Genomic DNA, 15020 nt, shown 5'->3' with positions numbered 1-15020 from the left:
CCCGCAGTCGCCCGCTTTCTAGGCGGTTTCGCCGCCTGCTTCCCGCAACTGCGCCGTCTCGGACCGCGCAAGCGACAGGAAGGCCTCTCCCGCCGGGCCGGGTTCCGCACCGAGGGCCCGCGCGATTCGATCGAGATCACCGCCTATCTGGTGATCGTCCTCGTCCTCTTCGTCCGCCCGCAGGGACTGTTCGGCCGCAAGGCCGTGGTGAAGGTGTAACGCGATGACCAACATGCCGACCTCCCGCCAGCAGAGCCTGCGCACCGTCCTGTTCTGGGCCGTGCCCGTGCTCCTGCTGTTCCTGCCGCTGGCGACGAATGCCTATACCCAGTTCATCGTCAACGGCATGCTGATCTCGGTGCTGGTGACGCTGGGCTTCAGCCTCGTCATCGGCAATCTCGGCCAGCTTGCCTTCGCCAACACCGCCTTCTTCGGCATCGGCGCCTATGTCTCGGCGATCCTCTCGGCCAAGCTCGGGATCCCGTGGATCCTGACCGTGCCAGTCGCCGGGGCCTTCGGCGCGCTCGGCGGCTTCCTCGCCTCGGTCGCGGCGCTGCGCGGCATCCGCAGCTACTACCTCGCCATCATCACCCTGGCCTTCGGCGAGCTGATGCGGTGGGCCTATCTGCATGCCAAGCCGCTGACCGGCGGCACCGACGGCATGGCGATGCCGCGCGAGACGATGTTCGGCATCTCGCTTTCGGACGACACGCTGAAATTCTACATCTTCCTCGCCGTTACGGTGCTTCTGGTGAAGGGCACGCTGAACCTGTTGCGCTCGCGCTTCGGCCGCGCCGTCATGGCGGTGCGGGAGAACGAGATCGCCACCGCCTCGCTCGCCATTCCGACGGCGCGGGTAATTCTCGCCACCTTCGCCTGGTCGGGGCTTGTCGTCGGCTGCGCCGGCGCGCTCTTTGCCCGCCATGTCGGCCATGTCTTCCCCGAAAGCTTCGGCATGCTGCAGCTGATCGCCTCCTTTGCGATGGTGCTGGTGGGCGGGCTCGGCTCGGTCCTCGGCGCGGTGCTGGGCGCCGTCCTGCTGACCGCGCTGCCCGAATACCTGCGCGCCTTTCCGGGGATGGAGGAACTGTTCTTCGGCCTGATCGTCGCGGCCGTGCTGGTGGCGATGCCCAAGGGGCTGGCCAGCCTGCTGCGCCGCGCCTCGCCGATCTTCATCGAACGCCATTACCGGGAGGGCGCATGACCCTGCTTCTGGAAACCACCGGGCTCTCGGTCCGTTTCTCGGGGCTGACCGCGCTCGACGGCGTGTCCTTCCGCCTCGAGGAAGGCCAGATCCGTGCCGTGATCGGACCGAACGGCGCCGGGAAATCGACGCTCTTCAACGCGATCTCGGGCTATGTCGCGCCGACTTCGGGCAGCGTCCTCTTGAAGGGCGAGGAACTGACGAAGCTCACCCCGCACGAGATCGCCGAGAAGGGCATCCGCCGCACCTTCCAGAACGGCGGGCTCTTCCCCGAACTTACCGTGCTGGAAAACGTGCTGACCGGGCTGCATGCCCAGACCGAGGGTAGCTTTCTCGACATCCTGCTGGGCCGCGCGAAGACCCTAGAGTCCGAGGCGGCGATGATCGCCAAGGCGCGGGACCTGCTGAAGCTGATGTCGATGGACCACATGGCCGACACGCGGGCCGGGGACCTCTCGGGCGGGCAGCAGCGCATCGTCGAGATCGTGCGCACCGTCGCCTCCGATCCGCCGGTGCTGCTGCTCGACGAGCCGGCGGTCGGCCTCTCGCCGGTGGCGCGCGCGCAGATGATGGACATCATCAAGCGTCTGGCCGGCGAAAAGGGGGTCGGAATCCTGCTGATCGAGCATGCGGTGGAGCTGGTCATGGCCGCCGCCGACCGGATCCTGGTGATGGCGGCAGGCGCCCGCATCGCCGAGGGAACGCCCGCCGAAATCCGCGAGGACCGCGCCGTGCTGGAGGCCTATCTCGGACATGCCTGACAAACCGCTTCTCGAAATCCGCGACCTGCATGTCGGCTACGGCAAGAAGCCGATCCTGCGCGGCGCCTCCTATGATGTCCTGCCCGGCGAATGCCTGACGTTGCTCGGCGCCAACGGCTCGGGCAAATCGACCTCGCTCAACGCGGTCTGCGGCTTCGTGCGGCCGAGTTCCGGCTCGGTGCTCTTCGACGGCACCGAGACCGCCGGGCTACCGCCGCACCGCATCTTCGCCCATGGCATCGCCCAGGTCAGCCAGGCGCGCGACCTCTTCCCCGACCTTTCGGTTGAGGACAACCTCAGGCTCGGCGCGATGCGTCGCGGCGGGCGCGAACTGGCCGGAACCCTCGCGGGCATCTACGACCGCTTCCCCCGCCTGAAGGAGCGCCGCCGCCAGCCGACCCGGACGCTCTCGGGCGGCGAGCAGCAGATGGTCGCCATCGGCCGCGCGCTGATGTCGAAGCCGCGGCTCTTGCTGCTCGACGAGCCCCGGGTGGGCTCTCGCCGCAATTCTGCGAAGAGATCGCCCAGATCATCGACGCACTGAAGACCGAGGGCGTCACCATGCTGATGGTCGAGCAGAACCTGAACCTGGCCTTCCGCGCCGCCGACCGCTTCATCGTCCTGCGCGACGGGCAGGTGGTCGATGGCGGCGATGTCCGCGCCATGGCGGGCGATCACGACGCGATCGTGCGCAACATCTATCTCTGACACCAAGGACCAAGACATGACCACGCTGCACGATGATCTGATTGTCTTCGACGGGCTCATCATTTCCGACTGGGGCCGCCCGGTCTTCGAGGCGATGCAGGCGGGCGGGCTGACCGCCGCCAACTGCACCTGCTCGGTCTGGGAGAACTTCCGCGACACGATGCTGGAAATCGGCCGCTGGAACGGCATGTTCCGCAACCATGGCGACCTGATCACCAAGGCGAAAACCGTCGCCGACATCCGCAAGGCCAAGGCGGAGGGCAAGACCGCGGTGGTGCTGGGCTTCCAGAACACCTCGGCCTTCGAGGACCGGCTGGAATTCATCGAGCTCTTCAAGGAACAGGGCGTCGGCATCGTGCAGATGACCTACAACACCCGCAACCTCGTGGGCTCGGGCTGCTACGAGTCCGTCGACAGCGGGTTGTCGGATTTCGGCCACGAGGTCGTCGCCGAGATGAACCGCGTCGGCATGCTCTGCGATCTCAGCCATGTCGGCCCGAAGACCTCCGAGGACGTGATCCGCGCCTCGAAGAAGCCCGTCGCCTACAGCCACTGCCTGCCCGCCGGATTGAAGGCGCATCCGCGGAACAAGTCGGACGAGCAGCTTCGCTTCATCGCGGACCAGGACGGCTTCGTCGGGGTGACCATGTTCCCGCCCTTCCTCGCCGCCGGAAACGGCGCGACCATCGACGACTACGTCGCCGCGATCGACTACATCGTCAATCTCGTGGGGGAGGAGCGCACCGGCTTCGGCACCGACTTCACCATGGGCTACGGTGCGAAGTTCTTCGAGTATCTCAACCGCGACAAGGGCTATGCCCGCCAGCTCACCGAAATCTGGGAGGTCGAGTTCCCTGACGGGCTGGGCTCCATCGCCGATTTCCCGAACCTGACCGCCGCGATGGAGCGCGCCGGCTGGTCCGAGACCAAGATCCGCCGGATCATGGGCGAGAACTGGCTCTCCCTGCTCGACCGCGTCTGGTAGCGCCGGTCCCCTGCCGCGCCGCCCGGTTCCGGGCGGCCCGGATGCAGAATGAGCCCAATTTTCCCGCCGCGGGCGGTTTTCCCCGATGAATATTTCACCGCCGCTCGTGTCTGGCGAAATCACTCAGCATGCGGAGCTTTCCTGGAGCGGCCGCCGCCGTGGCGTGGCTGCAGAGGGCGGGACCCGCAGGTCCGCCGAAGTCCATTGCCGGGAGATTTCAACGTGTTCGGAACGGGTCATTTCATCAGGGCGTCGCTTGCGGCGGGGGCGGTTCTCGCGGCCGGTGCGGTGGCTGCACAGGATTTTTCCGGCCAGACGCTGGTCGTCGGCACCTGGGGCGGCGATATCGAGCGGCTGCTCAAGGAACATGCCGCGGCGCCGCTGGAAGCCGCGACCGGAGCCAAGGTCGAATTCCTGCTCGGCGGCTCGGGCGACCGCATGTCCAAGATCTATGCCGAGCGGCAGAACCCCACGATGGATGCCACCTTCCAGAACATCTACGAGGCGCCGCAGCTGCTGGCCGACGGGCTGGTGGTGCCGCCCGATCCCGGGAGCGACATGTACAAATCGGTCTGGGAGGGCATGAACGAGGGCTGCTATGCCATGTCGCTGGTCGGGCTCGGAATTGCCTATTCGAAGGATCTCGTCTCCGAGCCGCCGGAATGGGCCGACATGTGGAACCCGGACTACAAGGGCATGATCGGCATGGCGCCCTATCCCAGCTCCGAGGGCGGCGGGCTCCTTGGAGTCGCGGCACGGCTCGAGGGCACGGACGAGCATGACGCGGATGCGGCCTTTGCCAAGGTGGCCGAGCTCGGCGCGCCCGCGCTGGTCTATACCAGCCTCGAGGAGGTGTTCGCGCTGATGGAGGCGGGCGAGGTCGCCATGGCGCCGATGATCTCGGGCTACGTCCTCGCGGGGCTCAAGGAATTTCCCGGCATCGGCTTCAGCTTCCCGACCGATCCGGGCCCGGTGCTGATCCGCGACATGGTCTGCCAGGTGGCGGACAGCCCGAACCCGGAGCTGGCGGAGATGTTCATAGGATACGCGCTCTCGGCGGAGACCCAGAAGGCCTATGCCGAGGAGATCTATTTCGGCCCGACCAATTCCACGGTGGAGCTGAGCGATGCCGCGGCGGCCGACACGATCAACTCGCCCGACGAAGTGGCGAGCCTGCTGCAGCTCGACTGGTCTTGGCTGATCGAGCAGCGCTCGGACTGGACCGAGCGTTGGAACAAGGAAATCCTCGCGCAGTAGGGACGCCGCAATGCTCGCCGCGAAAAGCGCCAGGGGCCTCGTTGCCCCGGCCGTCCTCCTGACGGCCGGCGTGTTCCTTGCGCCGTTCCTGCTGCTGCTGGCGATGAGCCTGTGGTCGCAGCCGCCGGGGTCGCTGATGCTCGACGTCACGCCGACGGGCGAACACTACCGCCGCATAACGACCGACAGCTACTACATGACCGGGCTCGCGCGGACGATCTGGCTGAGCCTCGCCACCACGGCCATCTGCGCTGCGCTGGCGCTGCCGCTCGCCTGGTGGATCGTGCGGCGCGCCGGACGGTTCCGCGGGCTGGTCCTGGCCGTCGTGCTGATCCCGATGGTCTGCGGCGCGCTGCTGCCGACGCTGGGGATCGTCAACCTGATTGGTCCCCTGGGCGTGCTCAATGGCACGCTGAAGAGCCTCGGCCTGATCGACCGGTCCTGGAAGCTGCTCGGCACCCAGGCGGGCATCCTGATCGGGCTGGTCCATGCCTTCCTGCCGCTGATGGTGCTGCCGCTGGTCGCGGCGATGGACCGGCTGCCCCGCGATGCCGAAGGCGCCGCCATGTCGCTCGGCGCGCGGCGCCGGGCAGTCTGGACGCGGATCATCCTGCCGCTCTGCGCGCCCGGCCTGCTGGCGGGATCGGCGCTGGTCTTCTGCGCTACGCTGACCGCCTTCGTCACGCCGCTGATCCTCGGCCAGGGCAAGATCCCGACCTTCGCCACCATGGCCTACCAGCAGGCCTCGCTGGTGCTCGACTGGCCCTTCGCCTCCGCGCTCGCGGTCGTCATGCTGGCCATCCTGGCCGCGATCGGCGCGCTCGGCTGGGCGATCCGGCAGGCCCTGCCCGGAGCCGCGCGATGAAGCTCTCCGGTGTCCTCTGGGCGCTGCTGACCGGCGCCGTCCTGCTCTTCCTTCTCGCCCCGGTGGCCGTGCTGATCTTCTCGGCCTTCGATGACGGCAAGTTCTTCCGCTTCCCGCCGCGCGAGCTGTCGCTGCGCTGGTTCGGGGCGGCGCTCGACAGCCCGGAATACCGCGGCGCGCTGATCAACAGCACGATCATCGCCTGCGTCTCGACCGCGATCTCGGTCACCGCCGGGCTGATGGCGGCGACGGGCCTCTCGCGCGGCGGTCTGAAAAGCCGGGCGCTGGTCGAGCTGCTGCTGCTCGCGCCGCTGACCCTGCCGCTGGTGGTCTGGGCGATTGCGCTCCTGCAAATCTACGCAAGGCTCGGGATCAGCGGCACGTTCGGCGGGCTGGTGCTGGCCCATGCCGTCATCACCCTGCCGCTTTCGGTGCGCATCCTGCTGGCGACGCTGGCAGGCATCGACCCGCAGATGGAGGAGGCCGCCCGCAGCCTCGGCGCGCGTCCCCTGCGCGCCTTCCTGCGCACGACCTTCCCGCTGGCGCTGCCCGGCGTGCTGACGGCGGCGGTGTTCTCCTTCCTCGTCTCGTTCAACGATGTCGTGGTGACGACCTTCATCGCGGGAGCGCGCTGGATGACCTTCCCGGTGCGGATGTATTCGCAGCTGCGCGGCCAGGGGGTCGACCCGATCACCCTCGCCATCGGCGCGATGATCGTCGCCCTGATCCTCGCCGCGGTGATCGCGGGCGAGCTGAAATTCAAGTGGTCCCGCAGGCTATGACGTCTCCCCATGTCCAGATCGACGGCGTCGCCAAGTCCTATGGCGGTGCTCCGGCGCTCCGCGATGCCGCCATTGAGATCGGCGAAGGGGAATTCGCCGCCCTGCTCGGCCCCTCGGGCTGCGGGAAATCCACGCTGCTGCGCATCCTCTCGGGGCTGCTGGAGCCGGACCGCGGCCGCATCCTGCTGGGCGGCGAGGACATCACCCGGCTCCCGGCATGGGACCGCGACATCGGCCTCGTCTTCCAGAACTACGCGCTCTTCCCGCACATGACGGTGGCACAGAACGTCGGCTTCGGGCTGGAGATGCGGCGGCTGTCGCGCGGCGAGACCCGCACCCGCGTCGCCGACGCGCTGGCTGCGGTGGGCTTGACCGGGTTCGAGCGGCGGCGACCGGCAGAGCTTTCGGGCGGGCAGCAGCAGCGTGTCGCCATCGCGCGGGCCATCGCCATCCGGCCGCGGCTCCTCCTGCTCGACGAACCGCTCTCCAATCTCGATGCGGTGCTGCGCAGTTCGGTCCGCTCCGAGCTGCGCGAACTGCATGACCGCACCGGGATCACCACGGTGATGGTCACCCATGACCAGTCCGAGGCGCTGTCCATCGCCGACCGGGTGATCCTGATGAAGGAGGGCGGCGTCGTGCAGGCCGGGACGCCACAGGAAATCTACCGCCATCCGGCCAACGCCTTTGCGGCCAGCTTCGTCGGCAGCCCGCCTGCCGCGCTCTTCGCGCTGCCCCCGCCTGCCGCAGCCGAAGCGGCGGGCTGGCAGCCGGGCGCCTCCAGCCGCGCCAGCACCGCGGCGCGTGCCGCGATGATCGCCGCCCCGGCCTCGGCCATCTGCGCCTCGAGCGCGCCATGCCAGTGCGGGTCGCGGATCTCGTCCTTCAGGAGCCGGTTGCGGTCGCGCATCGCCTTTTCATAGGCCAGCACCGCCTCGGCATGGCCGGGCTCGAAGCTCAGCACCATCCGGTCGAGGAAGCGCCGCCGCCCCTCCGCCGCCTCGATCCAGAGCCGGTCCATCGCCGGGATCAGCCACACCAGCCGGACGATCCGTCCCAGCGCCGTCTGCGTCGCCGCCTTGCCGTCGATGCGCACCTGGCGGCTCTGGCCGGATTCGGCCCAGGTCTCGATCTCGTGCAGGCCCGACGGTGCCTCGACCTCGGCACGGATCTTCCAGCCGAGCGCCTCGGGGCGGCGGACCAGCTCGTCTGCGGTGGCGCGGCGCAGCCCGCGGCCCGGAGAGAGCAGCGAGACCGCCTCGGCAAGGTTGGTCTTGCCCGCGCCGTTCGGGCCGTGAAGCGCGACCGGGCGGCCGTCGAGCGCCAGGCGGGCGCGGCGGTGGGAGCGGAAATGCGAGAGGGTCAGCGAGGTGACGCGGAGAGGCATGGCGGGGGCGTAGCGCGTTTCTCCGCCCAAGGGAAACCCTGTCGCGGGCGGATATGGAAAAGGCGGAGCCATGTGCCTATCTTGAAGGAAACATTGGAGACTGACGCATGCCCCTGGCCCTGCCGCTTTCCCCGATCTTCTGGACGGTCTTCCGCTATGCGCTGATCGCCGGACTTGCCGCCGCCGCGGCGCGCCGGGCCGATCCGGTTCCGCGCGACCAGCGGGTCGAGGACATTCTCGACAATCTCGACGAGGGCGTCACCATGCGCCGCGACGAGGAGACCACGCGCATGGCGGCCAAGGTCGGCCGCAGCCTGCGGCTGGGCCCGGGCGGGCCGGGCATCCGCATGGAATTTGCCGGTCTCGGACGGCTGAAGCTGCACCGCCTGTGACCGGCGAGGTCCCGGCGCAGGGCCGGGACGGGACCGGGCCCGGGATCAGCGGGTGCCGAACATCCGGTCGCCGGCATCGCCGAGGCCGGGGCGGATATAGCCGTGATCGTCGAGCCGCTCGTCGATCGAGGCGGTGAAGATCGGCACGTCCGGATGGTCGCGGGTCAGGGTCTCGATCCCTTCGGGCGCGGCCAGGAGGCAGAGGAACTTGATGTTCTTGGCGCCGACTTCCTTCAGCCGGGTCAAGGCCGCCGAGGCCGAGTTTGCGGTGGCCAGCATCGGGTCGACGACGATCACCGGGCGGTCCTCGATGTCGGAGGGCACCTTCAGGTAGTATTCGACGGCGACCAGCGTCTCGGGGTCGCGATAGAGGCCGATATGGCCGACACGGGCCTGCGGCACCAGGTCGAGCACGCCTTCGAGCAGACCGTTGCCGGCGCGCAGGATCGAGACCAGCACCAGCTTCTTGCCTTCGATCTGCGGCGCGCTCATCTCTTCTAGCGGGGTCTCGATTTTGATCGAGCCGAGCGGCAGGTCGCGCATCACCTCATAGGCCAGCAGATGGGCGATTTCGCGCAGCAGGCGGCGGAAGGACGCGGTCGAGGTGTCCTTCTTGCGCATCTCGGTCAGCTTGTGCTGCACCAGCGGATGGTCGACGACGGTGACATGATCGGTCATGCGGATGGCCTTTCGGGGATCTTCGGAGGTCTCAGAATACGGTGCCGGTGGAGAGGATGTTGATCGGCGGCGTGCCGCCCGGGCGCTTGCGGCGGGCGAGCCGCCGGCCGGTCGCCCAGGTGCCGCCCTCGAGCACCGCCGCCAGCGGCAGCTCCTCGGGCGTCAGCTTCAGCCGCTTGCGGACCAGCCCGGCCACCTTGTCGAGCAGCACGACGGTCAGCGCGCGCCATTCCACGATCAGCGGGCTGTCGGGGGATTGCGGCACAGCGGCCTCCTTCGGGTGTCGCAGCGCGATCACCCCGGCATCGAGGAACAGCCCGCCGTTGCGGTATTCGGCGAGGCCGGTCAGCCGGTCGAGTCCGGTGACCTCGATGCCGGCCCGCTGCATCGGTTCGATCAGCGAATAGCTCAGCCACTGGCTGAGCTTGTGGAAGGGCACGAAGCCGGGGGCGGGGGCCTGCGGATGCGCCCAGCAATCGCCCAGCGAGCGGCCGCCGAGCGTCGGGCGGTCCTCGCCCCAGATCGGCGACAGGGTGTCGAGGATGACGCCGAGGATCGCCTCGGCCTCCAGCCCGTCCTCGCCCGCCAGCCCGGCCAGGTGGTCGGCGATCTGGCCGCGAGCGGCGGCACGGTGCGGCTTTGCGGCGAGGCGGTGAACGGCGATCCCGAGCGCGCCCGCGAGCTGGGCATCGCCATCGTCCGCCAGGAACCGGCGCTGCTGCCGGACTTGACCGTGGCCGAGAACCTCTATCTCGGCATGCCGCGCCATCTGGTGCCGCCGGTCTCGCGGCTGGCCTCCTGGTCGCGCGAGCTGCTGGCGCGCTGGAGCGACAGCACCGGGATCTCGCCCTCGGACCGGGTGGAGACGCTGGGCGCCGAACAGCGCTTCATCGTCGAGATCGTCAAGGCGCTGGCCTCCGAGCCGCAGGTGCTGGTGCTCGACGAGCCGACCGAGCATCTGGCCGCCGAGGATGTCGAGCGGCTGTTCCGCCGGGTGCGCGAGGTGACCGCCCGCGGCGCGGCCGTGGTCTACATCTCGCACCGCATCCGCGAGGTGCAGACCATCGCCGACCGGCTGACCGTGCTGCGCGACGGGCAGGGGCAGGGCACCTATCCGGCCCGCGGCCTCAGCGAGGACGAAATCATCCACCTGATCGTCGGCATGGACCTGGAGGAGGAATTCCCGCCGAAATGCACGGAGTTCGGGCCGGAGGTCCTGCGGCTAGAGGGGCTGGGCGGTTCCGGCTTCTCGGATGTCAGCCTCGGCCTGCGCCGCGGCGAGATCCTCGGCGTCGGCGGCATCAGCGACAACGGCCAGCAGGATTTCGTCCGCGCGCTGGCCGGGCTGGGGCGGGTCAGCTCGGGCCGCGCGCTGATCGGGGGCAAGCCCGCCGATCTCGGCTCGCCGATCACGGCGATGCGCGCGGGGCTGAGCTACCTCCCCGGCGACCGCCACCGCGAAGGCATCTTCGCCGAGCTGTCGCTGCGCGAGAATTTCGCGTCGCGCAGCCCGCTGAAGGACCGGATCGCCGGGTTTGCCAGCCGGTCCTCGGAAACCCGCCGCACGGCGGAGGCGATCCGCGCCTATGCCGTCAAGACGCCGGGCACCGAGACGCCGATCGGGTCGCTCTCGGGCGGCAACCAGCAGAAGCTGGTGCTGGCCAGCGTGGTCGCGACCGGCCCGAAGGTGCTGGTGATCGACGAGCCGACCCAGGGCGTCGATGTCGGCGCGCGGGCCGAGATCTACCGCATCCTGCGCGACCTCGCATCGCGTGGCACGGCGATCATCGTGCTGTCGTCGGACGCCGCCGAGATCGCCGGGCTCTGCGACCGGGTCGTGGTCTTCTCGCGCGGCCAGCTGGTGTCGGAACTGGCCGGGGAGGAGGTGACCGAGAACGGCATCACCGGCGCCGCCCTGCGCTCCACCGCCGTGCGGGACGGGGCGGAGAAAGGGACGGCCGGGTTCTGGAAATGGGCGGCCGGCGATCTCGCGCCGATCGTCATGGTCGGGCTCGCGATTTTCGCGCTCGGCGCCTATGTCTCGGCGGCGAACGGCTACTACCTCACCGGGCGCAACATCGGCGGCATGCTGGTGCTGATCTCGACGCTGGCGCTGGTCGCCTACGGGCAGCAGGCGCTGATGCTGGTCGGCGGCATCGACCTGTCGGTCGGGCCGCTGATGGGGCTGGTGCAGGTGGTCGCCTCCTTCTTCATTCTCGACGGCGCCACCGGCGGGCTGATGGCCTTGGGCGGCGCGGCGATGCTGGCGGCGGCGCTCGGCGTCGGCTTCCTCAACTGGTGCCTCGTCGTGCCGCTCCGGCTGCATCCGATGGTGGCGACGCTGGCCACGTATATGGGCGTGCAGGCGGTGTCGCTGATCCTGCGGCCCGCGCCGGGCGGCATGATCAACGGCGATCTGCTCAGCCTCGCCGGCACGCGGATCGGATTCGTGCCGGTGATGTTCCTCGTCGCTGCGGCGATTGCCGTGGCGCTGGAATGGATGCTCTACCGCCACGGGCTGGGGCTGGCGTTCCGCGCGCTCGGCTCGAAGCCCGAGGTCGCCCGCATGGCCGGGCTGCCGCCCGCAAGGCTCCGGCTCTTCGCCTATCTCGGCTGCTCGGTGCTGACCCTGATCGCGGGCGTCGCGATGATGGAGCAGGTCGGCATCGGCGATCCGCGGGCCGGGCTGAACTACACGCTCGCCAGCATCGCCGCGGTGGTGATCGGCGGCGGCAGCCTGTTCGGCGGGCGCGGCTCCTTCGTCGGGGCGCTCTTCGGCGCGGCCTTCATCGTCCAGATCAACACCGCGACCAACTTCCTCGGCCTCAATGCCGCCTGGCAGTCCTACCTGCTCGGCGGGATGATCATCCTGGCCGTCGCGGTCTATTCCAAGAGCCGCCAGAAAGTGGTGGCCGCCTGATGTCCCGGCAAGCGGAGTTTCCCATGAAAGCCCAGACCTTCGCGGCCGCCGCGCCGCAGTCCCCCGTGTTCCGGCTGCGCCTGCCCGGCGAATTCGGCTGGATCTGGATCGCCACCGCCGCGCTCTTCGCGATCTCGGCGATCGTCGCCCCCGGCACGGTGCGGCCCGCCTCGCTGAGCGCGATGCTGCCCTTCGCCGCCATGCTGGCCATCGTCGCGGCCGGCCAGACCATCGTCATCCAGCAGCGCGGGCTCGATCTGAGCTGTGCTGCGATGATGAGCCTCGGCGGCGTGGTCGTGGCCAAGCTCGGCTTCGCCGCCGATTCCATGCTGCTGGCCGTGGCGGGCACCGTGGCGGTGGCCGCGCTCTGCGGCTCGCTCAACGGGCTCCTGGTCGCGCGGCTCAACATCATGCCGATCGTGGCGACGCTGGCGATGAACGCGGTGCTTCTGGGCGCGGTCAACATGCTGTCGCGCGGCACGCCGCTGGCGGTGCCCGACGCGCTGGAGAGCTTCTCGCACCGCGACGTGCTGGGCGTGCCCTGGACGCTGGTCCTGTCGCTCGGCTTCCTGCTGTCGATCGCCGTCATCTCGGCGCGGACGCTGATCGGGCGGCGCTTCGTGGCGGTGGGGGCCAATCCCCGTGCCGCGCGGGCGGCGGGCATGCCGGTGCTGGCCTACCAGGTAGGCACCTATGGCGCGGCGGCGGTCTGCTTCGCTGTGGCGGGCATGCTCTATGCCGGTTTCATCGGCTCGGCCTCGCAGAATGCCGGCACCGATTTCCTGCTGCCCGGCATCGCCGCGGTGGTGGTCGGCGGCACGCCCTTCTCGGGCGGGCGCGGCAGCGTGATCGCCTCGGGCGTGGCGGCGGTCTTCATGACCCAGCTCGGCATCCTGGTGATGGCGCTCGGCGCGGGCTCGGCGGTGCAGTTGCTGATCCAGGCGCTGGTCATCATCGCGGCGACCGCGGTGCGCGAACTGCCCGGGATCCTGCGCCGCAAGGCCTGATCCCTCCAACTTGCTCCCCGGCCGCGGCCCTTCCGGCGTGGCGGTCCCTGGCGGGCGCCGGAGTTTCCCTCCGGCGCCCGCCGCTATTTTCCGGCCAGGCCCGGGCCAATCAAAAGATTAGTTATTGACGACTCAATTTGCAAAAGGCTAACAATAACCCATCGCCCGGCCAAAGGAGACTCGCCTCCCGCGGCGCGGATGCGCCGCCGGAAACGGGGGGCCGGGACAGGGAGGAGGCGGCGCATGCGCGCCGGGCCGGCACGGGCGGATCAGGCAGATCCGCGCGGCGGGAGCCCACTGCCTCGCTCTGGACAGCTTTGCGGAAGGCCGCCCCGGGCGGCTCCGGACCGAAGGAAGGAAGGTCGAGATGAAGCAACATGATTGCGACGTGCTGGTGGTGGGCTCGGGGGCCGGTGGCCTCTCCGCTGCCGTCGTCGCCGCACATCATCACCAGCGCGTGCTGGTGGTGGAGAAGGAACCCGTCTTCGGCGGCACCACCGCGCGCTCGGGCGGCTGGATGTGGATCCCGGGCAATGCGCCGGGCAAGCGCGCCGGGGTCGAGGACGCGGCCGAGAAGGCCAAGATCTACCTCAGGGGCGAGACCGGGGCCTTCTTCGACGAGGCCCGCGTCGACGCCTTCCTGGAGAACGGCCCGAAGGCGGTCGATTTCTTCGAGAAGAACACCACGCTGCAATTCGACCTCGGCCCGACTTTCTCGGACTATCACCCGGACGAGCCGGGCGGCATGCCGGGCGGCCGGTCGATCGTGGCCAAGCCCTTCGACGGGCGCGAGCTCGGCGGCGAGATCAAGCGGCTGCGCCCGCCGCTCGAGGAGATCACCGTGCTCGGCATGATGATCGGCTCGGGCAAGGAGCTCTTGCATTTCTTCAACGTGACGCGCTCGCCGGTCTCGGCGATCTTCGTCAGCGGGCTCTTCGCCAAGTTCCTGCGCGACAAGGCGTTCCACGGCCGCGCCATGCGGCTGATGAACGGCAACGCGCTGGTGGCGCGGCTGGCCAAATCCTGCTTCGACCGGAATGTGCCGATCTGGACCCGCTCGCCGGTGCGCGAGCTGACCCGCGACGCGTCTGGCCGGGTGACCGGCGCGATCGTCGACACCGCGACCGGACCGGTCGAGGTCCGGGCGGCGAAAGGCGTCGTCATGGCGGCGGGCGGCTTCCCGCAGGACCCGGTGCGCCGCAAGAAGCTGTTCCCGCATGCGCCCTCGGGCTATGAACATGCCTCGCCGGCCCCGCCCGGCAATACCGGCGACGGGCTGCGCATGGCCGAGAAGATCGGTGCCTCGGTGCAGGAGGATCTGCCCCATGCCGCGGCCTGGGTGCCGATCTCGCGCCCGGTGCGGCCCGACGGAACCCAGGGCACCTTCCCGCATTTCGTCGACCGCTCGAAGCCCGGCATCATCGCGGTGACCCGCTCGGGGCGGCGCTTCGTCAACGAGTCGAATTCCTATCACGATTTCTGCCAGGCGATGCACCAGCGCTGCACCGAGGAAGGCGGCGAGATCTGCGCCTATTTCATCGCCGACCACCGGACCTTCCGGAAATACGGGCTGGGCTATGCCAAACCGACGCCGGTGCCCTACAAGCAGCACCTGAAGACCGGCTATCTGCTGCGCGGCAAGACGATTGCCGAACTGGCGGAACAGATCGGCGCCGATCCGGTGCAGCTGGAGAAGACCGTGGCCGAGTTCAACCGCCACGCCGTCGACGGCAAGGACCCGGAATTCCACAAGGGCAGCACCGCCTACAACCGCTCGCTCGGCGACCCCGAGCACAAGCCGAACCCCTGCGTCGCGCCGGTCCGCAAGGGCCCGTTCTACGCGGTCAAGCTGGTGATCGGCGATCTGGGCACCTTCGCGGGGCTGCGGGCCGACGAGAATGCCCGCGTGCTCGACACCGAGGGACGGGCGATCACCGGGCTCTATGCGGCCGGGAACGACGCCGCCTCGATCATGGGCGGTAACTATCCCGGCGGCGGCATCACGCTGGGGCCGGCCATTACCTTCGGCTACATCGCCGCGCGCCACATGGCGGGCGCCAACCAGTAACGGCAC

Annotated in this window: 15 protein-coding genes and 2 pseudogenes; 13 read left to right on the top strand and 4 right to left on the bottom strand. The window is 69.2% G+C overall.

Features of this window, described 5'->3' with window-relative positions:
- Positions 1-18: 18 nt before the first annotated feature.
- Positions 19-234, bottom strand: coding sequence for a hypothetical protein (locus C7T91_RS33645; RefSeq protein ID WP_201742145.1), 216 nt, complete (start codon positions 232-234; stop codon positions 19-21).
- Between C7T91_RS33645 and C7T91_RS18925 the strand changes: the two genes are divergently transcribed.
- The 9 genes and pseudogenes from C7T91_RS18925 to C7T91_RS36165 all read left to right on the top strand — a co-directional run.
- Positions 224-1204 (top strand): branched-chain amino acid ABC transporter permease, encoded by a 981-nt coding sequence (locus C7T91_RS18925; protein ID WP_108260583.1) that lies wholly within the window; start codon positions 224-226, stop codon positions 1202-1204. The genes C7T91_RS33645 and C7T91_RS18925 overlap by 11 nt on opposite strands.
- The gene (locus C7T91_RS18920; RefSeq protein WP_108260582.1) at positions 1201-1965 is read left to right on the top strand and encodes an ABC transporter ATP-binding protein; all 765 of its coding nucleotides are present in this window, start codon (positions 1201-1203) and stop codon (positions 1963-1965) included. The genes C7T91_RS18925 and C7T91_RS18920 overlap by 4 nt, the downstream gene beginning before the upstream one ends.
- The gene (locus C7T91_RS18915) at positions 1958-2509 is read left to right on the top strand and encodes an ABC transporter ATP-binding protein (protein WP_236638328.1); all 552 of its coding nucleotides are present in this window, start codon (positions 1958-1960) and stop codon (positions 2507-2509) included. Before C7T91_RS18920 ends, C7T91_RS18915 begins: the two co-directional genes overlap by 8 nt.
- A gap of 17 nt (positions 2510-2526) precedes the next feature.
- On the top strand, positions 2527-2673 hold the full coding sequence (locus C7T91_RS36170) for a hypothetical protein (protein ID WP_236638327.1): 147 nt from the start codon (positions 2527-2529) through the stop codon (positions 2671-2673).
- Between the two features lie 16 nt (positions 2674-2689).
- Positions 2690-3658 carry a dipeptidase gene (locus C7T91_RS18910; RefSeq protein ID WP_108260581.1) on the top strand — a complete coding sequence of 323 codons (969 nt, stop codon included), beginning with the start codon at positions 2690-2692 and terminating at the stop codon, positions 3656-3658.
- A 222-nt stretch (positions 3659-3880) separates the two neighbouring features.
- A complete protein-coding gene (locus C7T91_RS18905) occupies positions 3881-4915 on the top strand; it encodes an extracellular solute-binding protein (RefSeq protein ID WP_161555998.1) in 1035 nt (344 codons plus the stop codon).
- 10 nt (positions 4916-4925) lie between these two features.
- Positions 4926-5780: an ABC transporter permease gene (locus tag C7T91_RS18900; RefSeq protein WP_108260579.1), complete on the top strand. Its 855-nt coding sequence runs from the start codon at positions 4926-4928 to the stop codon at positions 5778-5780.
- The gene (locus C7T91_RS18895; protein ID WP_108260578.1) at positions 5777-6562 is read left to right on the top strand and encodes an ABC transporter permease; all 786 of its coding nucleotides are present in this window, start codon (positions 5777-5779) and stop codon (positions 6560-6562) included. The genes C7T91_RS18900 and C7T91_RS18895 overlap by 4 nt, the downstream gene beginning before the upstream one ends.
- Positions 6559-7035, top strand: a pseudogene (locus tag C7T91_RS36165) (ABC transporter ATP-binding protein); the annotation flags it as partial. The gene C7T91_RS18895 and the pseudogene C7T91_RS36165, both read left to right, overlap by 4 nt.
- Positions 7036-7337: 302 nt before the next feature.
- On the opposite strand, the pseudogene C7T91_RS18885 reads toward C7T91_RS36165, so the two are convergent.
- Positions 7338-7949 (bottom strand): annotated as a pseudogene (locus C7T91_RS18885) (AAA family ATPase); the annotation flags it as partial.
- Positions 7950-8056: 107 nt separating this feature from the next.
- Here C7T91_RS18885 and C7T91_RS18880 point away from each other — a divergent pair.
- The gene (locus C7T91_RS18880; RefSeq protein WP_108260576.1) at positions 8057-8341 is read left to right on the top strand and encodes a hypothetical protein; all 285 of its coding nucleotides are present in this window, start codon (positions 8057-8059) and stop codon (positions 8339-8341) included.
- A 45-nt stretch (positions 8342-8386) separates the two neighbouring features.
- Here C7T91_RS18880 and upp read toward each other — a convergent pair whose 3' ends face one another.
- On the bottom strand, positions 8387-9019 hold the full coding sequence (gene upp, locus C7T91_RS18875) for a uracil phosphoribosyltransferase (RefSeq protein ID WP_108260575.1): 633 nt from the start codon (positions 9017-9019) through the stop codon (positions 8387-8389).
- Positions 9020-9050: 31 nt separating this feature from the next.
- Complete coding sequence (locus C7T91_RS36160) at positions 9051-9788, bottom strand: DUF1688 family protein (protein WP_236638326.1); 738 nt, start codon at positions 9786-9788, stop codon at positions 9051-9053.
- On the opposite strand from C7T91_RS36160, the gene C7T91_RS18865 reads away from it, so the two are divergent.
- The 3 genes from C7T91_RS18865 to C7T91_RS18855 all read left to right on the top strand — a co-directional run bounded on the left by C7T91_RS18865 (position 9672) and on the right by C7T91_RS18855 (position 15014).
- A complete protein-coding gene (locus C7T91_RS18865) occupies positions 9672-11939 on the top strand; it encodes an ABC transporter permease subunit (protein WP_236638325.1) in 2268 nt (755 codons plus the stop codon). The two genes, C7T91_RS36160 and C7T91_RS18865, sit on opposite strands and share 117 nt — an antisense overlap.
- Before the next feature lie 23 nt (positions 11940-11962).
- Positions 11963-12946 carry an ABC transporter permease gene (locus C7T91_RS18860; RefSeq protein WP_108260572.1) on the top strand — a complete coding sequence of 328 codons (984 nt, stop codon included), beginning with the start codon at positions 11963-11965 and terminating at the stop codon, positions 12944-12946.
- Between the two features lie 367 nt (positions 12947-13313).
- On the top strand, positions 13314-15014 hold the full coding sequence (locus C7T91_RS18855; RefSeq protein WP_108260571.1) for an FAD-dependent oxidoreductase: 1701 nt from the start codon (positions 13314-13316) through the stop codon (positions 15012-15014).
- Positions 15015-15020 lie beyond the last annotated feature (6 nt).

Origin of the sequence: Mangrovicoccus ximenensis (assembly GCF_003056725.1) — a bacterium.
In the GTDB taxonomy this organism is placed as follows: Bacteria; Pseudomonadota; Alphaproteobacteria; order Rhodobacterales; family Rhodobacteraceae; genus Mangrovicoccus; species Mangrovicoccus ximenensis.
Note: the sequence above shows the minus strand (reverse complement) of the source record. Positions and strands in the feature narration are given on the sequence as shown.

Bases quoted from the DNA above. Each gene is read 5' to 3' on its own strand.
- C7T91_RS33645 (WP_201742145.1), bottom strand. From the start codon at position 234: ATGTTGGTCATCGCGTTACACCTTCACCACGGCCTTGCGGCCGAACAG.
- C7T91_RS18855 (WP_108260571.1), top strand. From the start codon at position 13,314: ATGAAGCAACATGATTGCGACGTGCTGGTGGTGGGCTCGGGGGCCGGT.
- C7T91_RS36160 (WP_236638326.1), bottom strand. From the start codon at position 9,788: ATGGCGCGGCATGCCGAGATAGAGGTTCTCGGCCACGGTCAAGTCCGG.
- C7T91_RS18900 (WP_108260579.1), top strand. From the start codon at position 4,926: ATGCTCGCCGCGAAAAGCGCCAGGGGCCTCGTTGCCCCGGCCGTCCTC.
- C7T91_RS18910 (WP_108260581.1), top strand. From the start codon at position 2,690: ATGACCACGCTGCACGATGATCTGATTGTCTTCGACGGGCTCATCATT.
- upp (WP_108260575.1), bottom strand. From the start codon at position 9,019: ATGACCGATCATGTCACCGTCGTCGACCATCCGCTGGTGCAGCACAAG.
- C7T91_RS18920 (WP_108260582.1), top strand. From the start codon at position 1,201: ATGACCCTGCTTCTGGAAACCACCGGGCTCTCGGTCCGTTTCTCGGGG.
- C7T91_RS18860 (WP_108260572.1), top strand. From the start codon at position 11,963: ATGAAAGCCCAGACCTTCGCGGCCGCCGCGCCGCAGTCCCCCGTGTTC.
- C7T91_RS18915 (WP_236638328.1), top strand. From the start codon at position 1,958: ATGCCTGACAAACCGCTTCTCGAAATCCGCGACCTGCATGTCGGCTAC.
- C7T91_RS18880 (WP_108260576.1), top strand. From the start codon at position 8,057: ATGCCCCTGGCCCTGCCGCTTTCCCCGATCTTCTGGACGGTCTTCCGC.
- C7T91_RS18895 (WP_108260578.1), top strand. From the start codon at position 5,777: ATGAAGCTCTCCGGTGTCCTCTGGGCGCTGCTGACCGGCGCCGTCCTG.
- C7T91_RS18925 (WP_108260583.1), top strand. From the start codon at position 224: ATGACCAACATGCCGACCTCCCGCCAGCAGAGCCTGCGCACCGTCCTG.
- C7T91_RS36170 (WP_236638327.1), top strand. From the start codon at position 2,527: ATGCTGATGGTCGAGCAGAACCTGAACCTGGCCTTCCGCGCCGCCGAC.